This is a genomic window from Roseateles paludis (genome assembly GCF_039872745.1).
Lineage (GTDB): Bacteria > Pseudomonadota > Gammaproteobacteria > Burkholderiales > Burkholderiaceae_C > Pelomonas > Pelomonas paludis.
Map to the genome: position 1 here is coordinate 217,925 of NZ_JBDPZD010000001.1, position 12,936 is coordinate 230,860.

Here is a 12,936-nt window from a genome sequence, read left to right on the forward strand (position 1 = left end):
ATGGCCATCACTGCGTTCAGCCCAGGTCCCAAGCGCCGCCAGGTCGGATTCGTGGGCGATATGCCCGACGAGGCCGTCCAGGCGCTGGAGCGCCGCGGCTACGAGGCCTACCGACTGGAGCCTGAACACCTGGCCGAACGGTTCTGCTTTGAGCTGACCTGCGCGATCGTGATGACGCAGGACACGAAGGCCTACCGGCGCATCGAGGACGAGCTATCGGTCTTTGCGCTGGCGCTGAACCACGACGTGCGTATCTTTGTGCGCCACGCGCAGGACGGTCTCAAGAAGGATGCACTACTGGAGGCACTCAACGAGCTGAAGCTGACGCCATCGGGCTTCAACGGCACTGAGAAGAGGTTCTTCCACGGCGACTGGATCGACCACGACCTTCCCTTTGTCTATGCGCCGTTTGTGCGCTTGGTCGATCCGAAGGCGACGTGGGACCAGGTGGCCAACACCATCGTGCACAACGAGGCTGGTCCGGCGCCGAGCCGGAGTCTGAAGATCGAGATCACGGGTGTCGATGGCAAGGTCGTCCCGCTGAACGATGAGACCGAGATGTTGATCCGGCGCGCGTTCGACAACTGCGAGCGCGTGTCGTTATTCGGCAAGGGCAATGGCCTGTCTGGCGTCGGCGCCTATGAAGGCTACGCCTACCTCGGCACGGGGCTGGGCGGCAAGTGGCCGTACAAGTTTTTCGTTAAGCTGGGCGGCCGCGTCAAGGTCGCCCGCGAGTTCCACAAGTACGGTGCGACCTTGCTCGAAAACGTGCCGTTTCACCTCGGCCCTCGCCTGCGCCGCGAGCGCTGCGTGCTCGGTGCCGAGCACGGCCTGATCGTCAGCGATTTCGTGTTGGGCGCGGAGACGATCTGCGAAAGTGCGCGCGAAGGCCGCGGTGTGGCGGCCATTGCCAACCTGTTCAACGTCACGCTGCTGCCGTGGCGGCGCGCCGCCGGGCCGGAGAAGCCGCCGCTGGCCAACTTTGCACTGCAGGTGCTTAGAGACGACAAAGAGGCCGACCGCGAGGTCCCGAAACATCGCCTGGACCGCCGCAAGGCCTTCAAAGCCAGAACATCGCTGGACGACCTGCGCCAGATCATCCAAGCGCTGCCGCCGAGCACGCCGGTCCTAACGGGCATGGTGCATGGCGACCTACACGCGACCAACGTGCTGGTGCGCGGCCATGACGCTGTCATCATCGACCTGGAGCGCGTCAATGCCAACGCGCCGCTGCTGTTCGACGCTGCGTCCTTGGAGGCAGGCTTGTTCGTCGATGGCTTCGTCAAGGACCCGCGCAGCGCCAAGGGCATCCTGGATTCCATCTTGCCGCTGTACGAGATCGATGCGTTCGAGAAGGAAGACCACCATTGCGACCCCGCCGATCGCTCGGCCTGGTTCATGGACTGCGTGCGCCAGATCCGCATGCAGGCCCGGCAGATGGAGTTGGTCCGCCTGCAATACGCGCTGGTGCTTGCCGCTGCCTTCCTGAAGAAGGCCTGCAACTCGGAAGATTTCGCCGCTAACGTGCCAAAGAGGCACCGGGTGACGTTTGACAAGCCGCCGACACACCCCGATACGGCTCGGGAAGCCCTGCGCACCCTGGCCTACACGATCGGCGAACGCATCATCCTCGGACTGGCGTCCAGACAAGGGAAGTCATCGTGAAGCGCAGCAAGATCAACCTGAAGGCCGAAGTCACCTCACGCGGGGGCGTGAGCGATTTGCTGCAGGCTCCGGGCGATGCTGTACTGATCGAGCGGGGCGTGCCCCGCTGGCTCATCATCAAGTGTCCCTGCGGGTGCGGCGAGGAGATCCCCGTCAACCTGGACCGGCGCGCGGACAAGGCCTGGCGCCTTTACCGCAACGCGACGGGCCTGACGCTGTTCCCGTCGGTATGGCGTGACACGGGCTGCGAGGCGCACTTCATCATTTGGCGCGACCAGATCGTCACCTTTGGCGGCGGCGCCAGCGACAACTCGCCAGGCCGCTCGTTGGACCTCACCGACTTGGCCCGGCGTGTGCTCGCTGCTTGGCCGCCTCGGGAATTGGTCTCCTACGTCGACGTCGCCGACCAGCTCGGCGAGATCCCGTGGGACGTCCAGGAGGCCTGCTTCCGGCTGGTGGCGGCCGGCCTCATGGCGGAGGGCAAAGGCTCGGCACGAGGCCATTTCCGCAAGCTCTAGTTTCACAACCGAAGGAGGGTGTCATGAACAAAATCCGATCCCTGGCACTGGCCACGACCGCCATATTGCTCGGCAGCGCGACCGCCCACGCGGCCCCAAGCTACCAGTTCACGCTTACCGGCGGCTACACCGCCAGTTGGCAGCTGAGCGCCACCCCGACACCCGGCGACTTTTTCTCCGGCGAGTCGTTCACCGTGTGGAACGTGTCCGGCACCTTCTCCGGCGCCAGCACAGCGGTCACCGACCTGACTTTCTTCAACGACGCCCGCGGCGGCGGCCTGAGCCTCTACGACTTCAACGCAGCCGTCAGCCTGCTGTCCACGGATGGTCCTCAGCTGTACTCGGGTTCGGAGGCGGCACCGACTTTCTTGCTCGGCACTTTCGTGTTGACGGTGTACCAGGAGACTACCCAGTACTCGCTGACGATATCGGAGATCGGTGCCGTCCCTGAGCCAGGAGCCATGGCGTTGCTTCTGTGTGGCCTCCTTGCCGTGGGCGTTGTCCGTCGACTGCAGGCGTCACAGCCGTCCTGACGCGCTCGCCGCGGGCGCGACCTGACCAGCGCGTTGTCGACGGTAGTGAACTGGCGCCGCTTCGTGCCAGCGCCAGTGAGTTCACGCATCCGCCATCGCTTGCTTATCAGCCCCCTTGCGACGCATTCAACATCCAGACCATCGCCAATCCTTCCGCCGCCCCTTCCAACTGCGATGGAGCTGCCGCCAGCCCCATCTGCCGAAACTGCTTCTTCAACTCGGCATCACACCGTGCAATCGCCATCCTTGCACGACCGGCCACGTCGATGCCCGCTGCCGATAGGCAGTAGAGCGGCACGCGCGCATCCTTCCGCTCGATACCGTCTTCAGTCAGTAGCTGGTCTCTGATCAGCGGTGCAAGGCAAGCCTGTGTGTTGGTTCGACTCCATCCCAGCTTGCTGGCAATTTCTCGGATGCTTTGGGCCGAAGCACGGACATCTCTTGAGTCCCGGGTCCGCTTCAACATCCGACCCAGGGCGATGGCTTGATTCGCGGTCAGCACCTTTGTCTGCCCTCCATGCACGTAGCGCAACTCTGAGGCCAGTTCCGCCATCCGTCGCTCGGCCAGACTGGCGATCTGAAGATGCGCAAGGAGCAGGTACATGCGGAGATTGGGGAGCACCTGTTGCGACCTGTCGCCCTCGAACAACAGGCAACCAAAATACTTCGAACCGCTGTTGGGACAGGTGGGGCCCCGATGAAGCCGACGACATGTCTGCCAATTATTGGCAGAACATTTTAGACCGCAGGGCAATGCGAAGTTGCCTGCGTAAGTAGGCATAGATGCGAAACGATCTATGCCGAGTCGGGGCTTGAACGACCAGCGATCGTTGTCGGGACCAGAGGCAGATTTCGGGCTTGATCGCTCCGAAACCGCACAGCAGACTGTGGGCGTGAACACGCAAGATCTACCCATTGCTGGCACCGAAGAGCTGTCAAACCCAGAGAAGAAGTCGGCGCGAGAAATCGGCTGCCGACAGCTGTTCGAGGCCTACGGCCCTCTGCTGACGCGAGAACAACTCGTGCAGCTACTCGGCTTCCGGACCGGTGAAGCCTTCGACCGCAGCGTTGAGCGGGGCCAGCTCGACCTCAAGGTCATCCGCATTCCGCATCGACAGGGCTTGTTCTGCAGAACCAGCGACCTGATCGATTACCTGGATTCCCTGGATCAGCATGTGATCCAGAGAAAGGGGCGCAAGACGCAGCAGTAGCACCACAACGGCCCACAAAGGCAGAGGGCCCAAACACGATTTGCACTCGCGTTTGGGCCCTTGAGTCTGCGACCAGTTCCTACCGGTTGCCTCGACTCTAGACCCCCACCTTGCTTGATGCAAGCGAAGTCCATTTTCATGGGCTTCGGGGGGCTGCATTTCGCGCCTCAGTTCCCTCCAGTCCCCATCAGTTGGATCTGGCCGTTGTCCACGGACAACGCGCCAAGACCAAGCTGAGGGTGCGGTGCTGCCGCTCGCCTTGCGCATTAGCGCCCAGTAACGGGCAATTTGCAAAGACGAAAGGCAATCATGAACATCAATCAGTCCACGAACCCTGAGGACGAATCGCACCATTACCGACCGGGCCTGCTGGCCCAGCTCTGGGCGCACCTGGATCGGCTCAACGTCTCGCAGGAACTGCGGACCTACATCAGAGAGGCGATCAACGAGCCATCTCGAAGGGTACGCAGCACGCCGAAGAGCATGTCAGGTCGATACCAAAGCCGAAAAATGGGCGTCAGCATCGGCTTCGAGAGCGCGACGCTCGAGCTGCCTGCGATTATCGAGATGGAGTACGACGACGACGTGCTCTTCTTCCTTGATCAGCCGCCAGCACGCAAAGTCACCTACCGGCGTCATGGGCGACGGCGGGGCCATCTGTACACGCCGGACTTCCTGGTCGTTCGACGAACGGGCATTGAAATCATTGAATGCAAGCGTCAAGAGGTTGTCGATCTGCGGGCCGGCAACGATCCTGAGTACTACGCATTTCTCGATGGCCTTTGGGTCTGCCCGCCTGCCCAAGCTGCCGCCGGCGAGCTGGGTGCGCGCCATGAGCTGTGGACGGAGCATCACTTCAATCCAATCGTGCTGAATAACATGATGTTCCTGGGGCGCTACCTGGATTGCGCCCGCGACATCCCTGGCTATGACACCGCCCTGGCGCAGGTCATGACAGTCGTCAACTGTCTGGCACGGGTCTCGATCGACTCGCTCCTAGAGAAGTCCCCTGACAGCGTCACGGCCGACCACCTGTACCTCGCGATCGGCCGCGGCGACGTGGTGATCGACTGGCAGGCAGCTCCCATCCGAAACGGTGAGCATTGCTACCTGTACCGCGATGAAGATACCTTGCGCTCATACCGCGCATGCGATCAGAACGCTGATGCCCCGCGCGGTCTGATCGCTGCCGACTCCGCACCAGCCGAGATCGTCATTGCACCCGGCCAATCTGTCATCTGGGATGGGCAACCCTGGCGCATCGTCAGCGTTGGCGCTTCGCAGGCCATGGTGGAGTGCAACGGCCGCAGCGAGGAGTTCCCGCTGGATGTGCTTCATGACTTGGCTCGCCGCGGAAAGTTGATGGCCGCCGACGGAGACACGTCAAGCACAAAGTCCCAGAACTACGTGGACGCCGTCATCCGCCGTTCAAGACGAACGGACCTTGAGGAGGCCAACCGCCGCATGGACGTCATTCGCCCGTTCCTAATGTCCCGCCGCGCGTCGCCACAAGGGCGTACCGTTCGTCGCTATCTCAGCCAGTACAAGGATGCGCAAAGGTTGCACGGCAACGGCTACGTGGGCCTGATCCCACGCGTCTCGGCGTCAGGAAGCCGCACGCCGAAAATCGTCAAGGCAGTTGTCGACTTGGTAATGGATGTCGTTAAGAAGCACCTGCTGAACCCGGACAACGTCCGGGTCAAAACGGCCTGGGGCTTCCTCCACGACCTTTGCAAGGAGAAGGCGCTCCCAACGCCGAGCTACAAGTGGTTCGTTCGATTCGTTAGACGGCTGCCTGCCTATCAGCTGGTTAACGCCCGCGGCGGAGCCAAGCTGGCCTACAACCTGGAGGCGCGGGTCGGAACCACCGAACTCGCACTCGCCATGGCGCCCGACCGCATCTGGCAACGCGCCCATATCGACCACACGCTGGTTGACCTGGAGACGATGTTCCCAGGTAGCACCGACAACGCAGGGCGGGTCTGGGCCACGCTGATGCTGGACCACCATAGCAGGCGGGTTTTAGCGTGTTTTTTGAGCTACGAGCCTCCTAGCTATCGGTCCGTTATGGGTGTAATCCGCGACTGCGTTCGAAGGTGGGGACGACTGCCTGAGTCACTCATGCTGGACGGCGGCAAGGAGTTCCAAGGGCTATGGCTGCAGGCACTTTGCAGCCGCTATCACGTCAACCTGCAGTACCGCCCTCCGTGCAAGCCTCGGTTCGGCGCGCAGGTCGAACGGTTCATTGGCACGTTGAACACCAACCTGATCCACTTCCTCAAGGGCAATACCCAACTGCGCAAGAACGTTCGGCAGATGACAAAGGCCGTCGATCCGGATCGGTTTGCCATCTGGTCGTTCTCGGAGCTTTGCGATCTGATCGAGGAATACCTCTTCGAGGTGTACGACAACCTTAAACATCGCGAGCTCCTGGCCAGCCCTCGAACAACGTTTGAACGCTCCCGGACCCTCTCGGGTCATCGCGAAATCCATGTCGTCCCCTACAACCGCAATTTCGTGCTCGCCACGTGCCCTTCACCGCGCAAAGGCACCGCTCGCGTTCAGGGAGACGGGGTCAAGATCAACTACCTGTACTACTCGTCGCCGGGCTTTCAGGCCTACTTGGGCAGAGATGTGGAGGTTCGCTATGACCCGGGCAACCTCGGCGTGGCGTATGCGTTTGTGAGTGGTGAGTGGGTTCGACTGACCTGCACACGGCACGCCAAGCTGGTCTGGGGGCTCACCGAGCGGCAGTTGCAGGCATTCACCACCGAGTGGCGCAAACAGCGGTCTGACGTCGAGAAGGAGCGTCTGACGGACAGCACGCTGATTCAGTTCCTCAAGAAGGTGTACGACCAGCAGACCGTTTTGGTTGCACGCCGCCAGGCCGCAGAAGAACGCCAACGCCTACTCGCTGCGGGCGCTCTTCCGGAAGACTGGGACGAGGAGGGCCTGCCGTACGACGCTGGCGGGTCTGATTTCCCCTTGCCGGACGAAGCGCATGACCAAATCGGCCCCGCCAAGCCGATCGGCAAGGGCATCGTGATCAAGCCGATGGAGTTCTTCTGATGCACGGCCGCCTCAACCCTACGGTCGTGGCGGCCAAGGCTTCCGTGGCGCGGCATGCGCCCGGAAGTTTTGGCGCGACCATCATCAAGCACGCTCAGCAGACTGCTGCGCTCGAGAAGCTCAAGTTCCTGCTCGACCACGGCGAGGGCTACGAGCTGATCTGCCTCGTTGGCCCGACCGGCGTCGGCAAGTCGACGTTGGCCAATCGACTCCTCGACGATGTGGTGGCCCGCGAGCGGCATGCGATGTTCGAAGACCGCGACCTGGTGCCGGTGATCTCGACGGTAGCGATCGCATCTGGCCATAGGGCCTTTGACTGGAAGGTGCTTTACCACGACGCACTGGTCGCGGTCGGCGAGCCATTGGCCATGGATCGCCGCCCGACGCCAGAGTCGCGCGAACGTCAGTTCAAGAACGTCGGTGAATCTTTGACGGGCGCAACGCTGCGGCTGCGGCTGGTCGAAGAGCTGCGCCGACGTAGGGTCAAGTACTGGTTCATTGACGAAGCACAGCACATCCTGATGGGTGCCCGTGCTGGCGGTGCTGCGGACCAGTACGACGTGCTGAAGTCGATTGCTCAGAGCGCTGGCGTCAAACTGATCTTGATCGGCACCTACCAGCTCCTTGTGCATCTGCAGGTCTCGGCGCAGTTGGCGCGGCGCACGGAGGTCGTTCACTTTGGGCGCTATGGTGCGTCCGATGCTACCGACAAGAACAACTTCGCAAGTTGCGTGAGTGGGCTCCTGCAACGCTGCGGTGCAGAGATCGTTCCCAACCCCATCGAGAACTTCGACTTCTTCTACTCGGGCGCGGTGGGCTGTGTCGGCATCCTGAAAGACTGGTGCGCGCGGGCCATGTCCCGGGCCAAGATGGCTGGCAGGGCCGATCTGCAGATCGAAGACTTCCGACACACGCGCCTCTCTGGCTTGGCCATCAAGCGCATCGTGGAGGACATCCAGACCGGTGAGGATCTGGCATCGCCAGACACGGATCGCCGCATCCTGTCCTTGGTGCTTGGGCCGGCACCCAGCAACCGACCGACAAGCACCTCGAAGCCTGGAGCATCAAGTGCCCCTGGTCGACGTCGCGAGGTTGGTGTGCGAAGTCCGACGCGGGATGCGGTGCCCGCTGTGCCAGGCGGGTTCGTCGGAGGCAGTCATGCTTGACGCTCGAAGGACACACCAGCCGGTCCCACCTCGGGCGCGCCTGTCTTGCCTGGAGCCGCTCGGGGTCGGCACGCCAGACTGCGAGTCACTTCAGGGCTATGTCGGCCGTCTTGCGGCAGTGCACAGGGTCAGCGCCGCCGATCTCATTGAGCTGGTGCGCACGCTGCCACAGATCGACGCGGAGCGATACGAGTTGAACGTTGGACGCAATCTCTACCGCGGGAGGACGCCCGGGCTTTTTGCAGTCCGCCTTGCTCGGCTGACGGGGGTGCCAAAGGTTGGGGCGATCGGGATGCCCTGGGCCGATCACACCATCACCATTCGCAATCATGTTCGTTGGGCGCCGGTGTGGTGCACCGAGTGCTGGCGCGAAGACGATTTGGAAGGACGTCCCAGGTACCACCGATTGCTTTGGAGCCTAAACATCCACAGCCGATGTCATAGGCATCGAACCCCGTTGGCGTCGACGTGTTCAAGCTGCGCTAGTTCGGCTCAGGGCGACGCAATGGCACTGCCAGATGCTGGCGGGTGCAGGCAATGCGGTGCCGACTTGCTGGACTCCCGCAACGGTGTTGGAAGCCAGCAAGCGGTGGCCGCACATCCACCAGGACCAGGCACCCACCTAGAGGATCTCTTTGCAGAGTTGGTGGCCGAGATGCCTCGCCTTGGAGAAGCAGCACGGCTGCCCGACCTTGAGAGGGCAATCGGCCTGATCAAAGCCAAGGCCAATGTTGATCTCCAGAAAGAGGTGCTGCGCGTCGCACGCTTGGCCCCCTGTCACTTCATCCAATTGCAGCGCTCGGCCAACAAGCGCAATCCAACAAGCATCCTAGCGATCATCAAGCTGGCAGCGGCAGCTGGCGTGCGGATCAGCGACTTGCTCCGAGAGGGAAGTCGCCCTCGCGAGTTCGCTTGGTGACTTGCCGGCTCCGTGCCCGATGTGCCTGTTGGGCTCGCTCGCGTAGGCGGCATGTTGGGTTGCAGGGCGCTGCCAAGCAGCGATCTTGGTGGGTCGGCGTTGGGCGCCGGCTGACCGGTCATCAGCGCATGCCGGATGAGGTTACGACCGACTGGTCTGCCACGAAGAGCGGCCGTTAGATGCTGCAGGCTGATCTCAGCATGGCCAAGCGACCGTTCTTGGGGCTTGCGACCGTCGCAGATCGACTCGTTGCAGTCTTTAGACCCATGGAATTCGCGGCCTAAAAGCAGTCACTCAACGGCTTGATGCCGAGGACGCTGAAGGGAGGGCCTCGGCATCAACCTGATCGTCGTTTCGCTCATCCGGGAATCCTCCCTGCGCCTTGAATCGAGTCCGGTCCGCTCGACCTTGACAGGAAATGGCCGGGCGACGCTGCGCCCGCCGTCGTCGTTGGTCTGCGCGATACGAACGCGCTTTGACGGCGCACTCTGTCGCTTGCTGTCTTCACCGGGCCCTTGCCGCACCGAGGAGCGGTTCTAGCCGAACAGGCTGGGCGGCACGAACATCCCGGCAGCCTCCGCAGCCCAAGCATCCACGCAGAAGTTGTTGGCCAACTGCATGAGCAGCTGCACGATCAGCGACAGTTGCAGAAGAGTGGCGGACAGTCGTCGTGTGGGCATCGAGCGCAGGCGGAAGTGGCCTTGGAAGTAGTGTTGCTTCTTAGCCCTCTGTACCGTCGCCTCGTCGCGTTGTTTAGGCTAAAGCCGGTTCGATAGCGGATTACGTACTCAGCGTGATGGCCCGCACTGGCAGCCTTGATTTCCGTAAAACGCCGCTGTCGGCGTCGCCTTGCCGGGCGTGTCGAGACGCCTTCAAGCGCGTGCAGTTCCCGTCATCGCTTGCATTTCGCCCTCGAGCCGCGCAGCGACCGGAAAAAGTCGCCCCGGCCCGCAGACCGGGGCGATGTTAATGGTCAGGCTGCTGCCGTGCTGCCCGGCGAGCGCAGCGAGCTCACGCGTTCGAAGAACAGCGTGGCCTCGTGCAGGGGCATGCCGTCCATGGCCGCCAAGTCTCCCGACATGCGGGCGTAGCGGATTCCCGTGGTAACGACCACGGCGACGTCCATCTCCTTGAGTTCATCCAGCAGTTCCTGGATGTACCCGGCCAGCCGACCCTCGTCGATGGGCTTGGCCGCCATCTCCGCATACTCGGGCGGCGAGATGTTGGCCGGGTCGATGCGGAAATCGGCCAACTCGACGTACTCCTGCAGCGCTTCGCAGATGCGGCCGACTTCTTGGGCTTCGTCGCCTGCCAGGCTCTCACCAACAATTCGACGCCACATGTGGGTCTTGCGCAGCGCCTTCAGGAAGCTCGCGCCGTCTTCGATGCGCATGCCAATAGCGTCTGACTTAACGCTGGGGAGCATGGCGTTCGGGTGTACCAGGCCAACCGCTTCAGAGAGTTTGGGGATGACGGTTTCGTGGGCGTAGCCGTACTTCAGTACGCGCTGAATCACGTTCTGGTGGAGGCCCGTCAGCAGCGCCAAGTCCTTGGGCGTCAACTTGGCCTCGTCCATCGAAGCCTCGAGCGTGCTGGAGTCGATGATGGTGTGGTCATCAACGGCCAGCGGACCCACGGCGCCGGTGACCACGCGCGCGAAGTGCTCAGACAGGTTGCCGCCCGTGATGCGGCGCAAACGGTCGATGCGGGTGAGCAAGCTGTTGAACGCTGCAGGGCTGACCTCACCGGGCAGCCGTCGCGGGTCGTCCGCGGTGGTCCACGCCGGGGTGATTTCAATCGGGCCATGCTCCGAATCGAACGAGAGCAGACCGTTGGACAGGGTGACGGTCGACGTGGGGCGCAGTCCATCCAGTCGCGGCAGGAAGTCGAGGTCACTGGCGCAGATGACCTTGTCGCCCGTCGCGAGGCGGTGAATCTCCGGAGAGAAGAAGTGGTCCGCAGGCAGCGTGGTGCTGCGCAGCGAGTTGAACATCAGGTTGCCCGGGTAGGTGTACTCCAGCGCGCGGGTCATGCGCTCGCAGAACGCGACCGTGTCCGGCATCGGCAGGTCGGTGAGCACGCCGCCTTCCGGGGAGCCCTCCATGCGGCAGATGTGGAAACGCAACCAAGGCGCTGTCGGGTGCTCCAGTTCGAGGACCATCATTTCGGGGCCGATGCCGAGGATGGAGCGCGACGCGACGACGTTGGTCGGCCACTCTGCCGCGACGAGCATCAACAGGCGGTCGGCGACGTCGGACAGCGTGCGGTGACCTTCAAACTGGACGTAGACGTCGCCGTAGCGGGCTGCTTGCAACGCGTACAGCACCGGCGCCGGCGGCTGCTCATCATCGAAAGGCAGGCTGGCCTGGAGCATGCGCATCCAGTTCGCCTGGCCACACATCCGCGACAGCGCTTCGAGGGCGTTCGAGTACTTGATGACGACACCGTGCGCTGCCAAGGCAGCGACGAGCTTGCGGCCGAAAAGCTTGGACTCGCTGGCCTTGTGCAGGCCGAGGACGCTGCATACGTTTTCAGTCGCGGTGGCCGACAGTTCGTGACCGAGACCGGTCAGGTACTGCTGGAGCTGACCTGCTTGGGCCGAGAGGGGGAGCGACGAGATGATGAAAGCCATGCTTTCCTCCGTAGGTTGAGCCTGCGGAACTCGCGATGTGGCGTTGCGCGTTGCCGTGCGAGCCCACAGTGGACCTCACGGGGGAATCACTCGTGGCCGACTGGGCGGCTAGCTCTCTCTCGCCGGATTTCGCCGTGCCGCTTTCGCGGTGCGCAACTGCTGGCCCCGGGGTGGCCGGGGCGAATTAAGCCACGCAAAACCTGTATGCGTCAACAGTCCTGCCGCTAGCAAAGCACCCAGGCTGCCTCTGGCAGCCCAGGTACAGCTACCGCTTAGTTCGGGAAGTCGGCGTTGCGGACACCGTCGTAGAACGAAGGTCCAACACGAAGCTGCAGCGAGCCGCGCTTCTTCATGAGCTTGGCGGCCAGCTTCGGCGACGCGTACCGCGTGAAGTCGAACTCATAGCCAGAGAAGCTTTCGCCGGAGTGGCCGGTCAGTTCCATCGGTTCGGCGTCAGCAAGCTCTTCGGCTTCGGCCACCGAGATGCCCAGCTCTTCTGCGAGGGCCTCCGCCTTGGTCTTCACCGGCGCGGAGTCCTCATCGTCGTCGCCCCAGTCCTGGTCGAGAACTGCTGACAACACCTCCACCTCCGGCGCCTCAAAGCAGCGACGGCCGAGACGGACCGTCGTCACTGCAGCTTGGCACTTGATTTGGTGGCCGCTGTACGGGCGCTCAAGGTCCAGACCCAGCGTGACCTGGACCGGCATGGTCTCGGTGTACGGCTGCTCGATGGTCGCCTTGTCCGGTTCGAGGTCGTTCTCCAAGTAAACCTCGTCGACGCCGTCGTAGTTGGCGTTGGCGTTGGCCATCTCGTCGTTGACGCGGTCGTCCGAGAACACGGCGTGCTGCACGAGGTCATGGAACTCTGCCGCCAAGCCGTCGTAGCTGCTGTGCAGCTTCGTGCGAGGCAGACGCTCCGCGAAGGCCGCATCCATCAGCTTGCGCAGCTCGGTCTGCGAGTGCGGGAACTTCAGTTCCGCCGCTCGCTCAACGAGCAGGTCGTAGTCGGCCACCACGTGCGGGACGCCATCGAGCGACTGTGGCTCTTGTTCAGCGTTCTGCGCAGCCTGGAATGCCGTGAGCGACTTGTAGCCCAGAGCGGCGCAGACCAGATGCTGACCGTGACTCAGCGAGATGGCCGCCGTAGACGCAGCAGAGTTCTTGCGAAGGGAATGGGCGAGGTCGGTAATACCAACAGCCATGGCAAAGCTCCTGATTCAGCG

The 12,936-nt window shown here is 62.7% G+C and carries 11 protein-coding genes and 1 pseudogene; 8 read left to right on the plus strand and 4 right to left on the minus strand.

From position 1 onward, the window contains the following. From ABDJ85_RS01075 to ABDJ85_RS01085, 3 genes are read left to right on the plus strand one after another with little or no spacing between them, the layout of a single operon-like run. Positions 1-1,665 carry a phosphotransferase gene (locus ABDJ85_RS01075; RefSeq protein WP_347702875.1) on the plus strand — a complete coding sequence of 555 codons (1,665 nt, stop codon included), beginning with the start codon at positions 1-3 and terminating at the stop codon, positions 1,663-1,665. Then, positions 1,662-2,183: a ubiquitination-like system serine protease family protein gene (locus ABDJ85_RS01080; RefSeq protein WP_347702876.1), complete on the plus strand. Its 522-nt coding sequence runs from the start codon at positions 1,662-1,664 to the stop codon at positions 2,181-2,183. Before ABDJ85_RS01075 ends, ABDJ85_RS01080 begins: the two co-directional genes overlap by 4 nt. Positions 2,184-2,206: 23 nt before the next feature. Beyond that, the gene (locus ABDJ85_RS01085) at positions 2,207-2,716 is read left to right on the plus strand and encodes a PEP-CTERM sorting domain-containing protein (RefSeq protein WP_347702877.1); all 510 of its coding nucleotides are present in this window, start codon (positions 2,207-2,209) and stop codon (positions 2,714-2,716) included. A 106-nt stretch (positions 2,717-2,822) separates the two neighbouring features. Here ABDJ85_RS01085 and ABDJ85_RS01090 read toward each other — a convergent pair whose 3' ends face one another. Further along, a complete protein-coding gene (locus tag ABDJ85_RS01090; RefSeq protein ID WP_347702878.1) occupies positions 2,823-3,320 on the minus strand; it encodes a hypothetical protein in 498 nt (165 codons plus the stop codon). 208 nt (positions 3,321-3,528) lie between these two features. On the opposite strand from ABDJ85_RS01090, the gene ABDJ85_RS01095 reads away from it, so the two are divergent. From ABDJ85_RS01095 to ABDJ85_RS01110, 5 genes and pseudogenes are all read left to right on the plus strand, one after another. Further along, complete coding sequence (locus ABDJ85_RS01095) at positions 3,529-3,927, plus strand: hypothetical protein (RefSeq protein ID WP_347702879.1); 399 nt, start codon at positions 3,529-3,531, stop codon at positions 3,925-3,927. A gap of 309 nt (positions 3,928-4,236) precedes the next feature. Then, positions 4,237-6,996: a Mu transposase C-terminal domain-containing protein gene (locus ABDJ85_RS01100; protein ID WP_347702880.1), complete on the plus strand. Its 2,760-nt coding sequence runs from the start codon at positions 4,237-4,239 to the stop codon at positions 6,994-6,996. Then, the gene (locus ABDJ85_RS01105) at positions 6,996-8,162 is read left to right on the plus strand and encodes an AAA family ATPase (RefSeq protein ID WP_347702881.1); all 1,167 of its coding nucleotides are present in this window, start codon (positions 6,996-6,998) and stop codon (positions 8,160-8,162) included. Before ABDJ85_RS01100 ends, ABDJ85_RS01105 begins: the two co-directional genes overlap by 1 nt. Further along, a pseudogene (locus tag ABDJ85_RS20320) lies at positions 8,155-8,610 on the plus strand (TniQ family protein); the annotation flags it as partial. The gene ABDJ85_RS01105 and the pseudogene ABDJ85_RS20320, both read left to right, overlap by 8 nt. Before the next feature lie 102 nt (positions 8,611-8,712). Beyond that, positions 8,713-9,081: a hypothetical protein gene (locus ABDJ85_RS01110; protein WP_347702882.1), complete on the plus strand. Its 369-nt coding sequence runs from the start codon at positions 8,713-8,715 to the stop codon at positions 9,079-9,081. A gap of 536 nt (positions 9,082-9,617) precedes the next feature. Here ABDJ85_RS01110 and ABDJ85_RS01115 read toward each other — a convergent pair. The 3 genes from ABDJ85_RS01115 to ABDJ85_RS01125 all read right to left on the minus strand — a co-directional run bounded on the left by ABDJ85_RS01115 (position 9,618) and on the right by ABDJ85_RS01125 (position 12,915). Beyond that, on the minus strand, positions 9,618-9,761 hold the full coding sequence (locus tag ABDJ85_RS01115; RefSeq protein WP_347702883.1) for a hypothetical protein: 144 nt from the start codon (positions 9,759-9,761) through the stop codon (positions 9,618-9,620). 293 nt (positions 9,762-10,054) lie between these two features. Continuing rightward, entirely contained in the window at positions 10,055-11,713 is a 1,659-nt protein-coding gene (locus ABDJ85_RS01120; RefSeq protein WP_347702884.1) for a hypothetical protein, read from the minus strand. Between the two features lie 272 nt (positions 11,714-11,985). Further along, positions 11,986-12,915: a hypothetical protein gene (locus ABDJ85_RS01125; protein ID WP_347702885.1), complete on the minus strand. Its 930-nt coding sequence runs from the start codon at positions 12,913-12,915 to the stop codon at positions 11,986-11,988. Positions 12,916-12,936 lie beyond the last annotated feature (21 nt).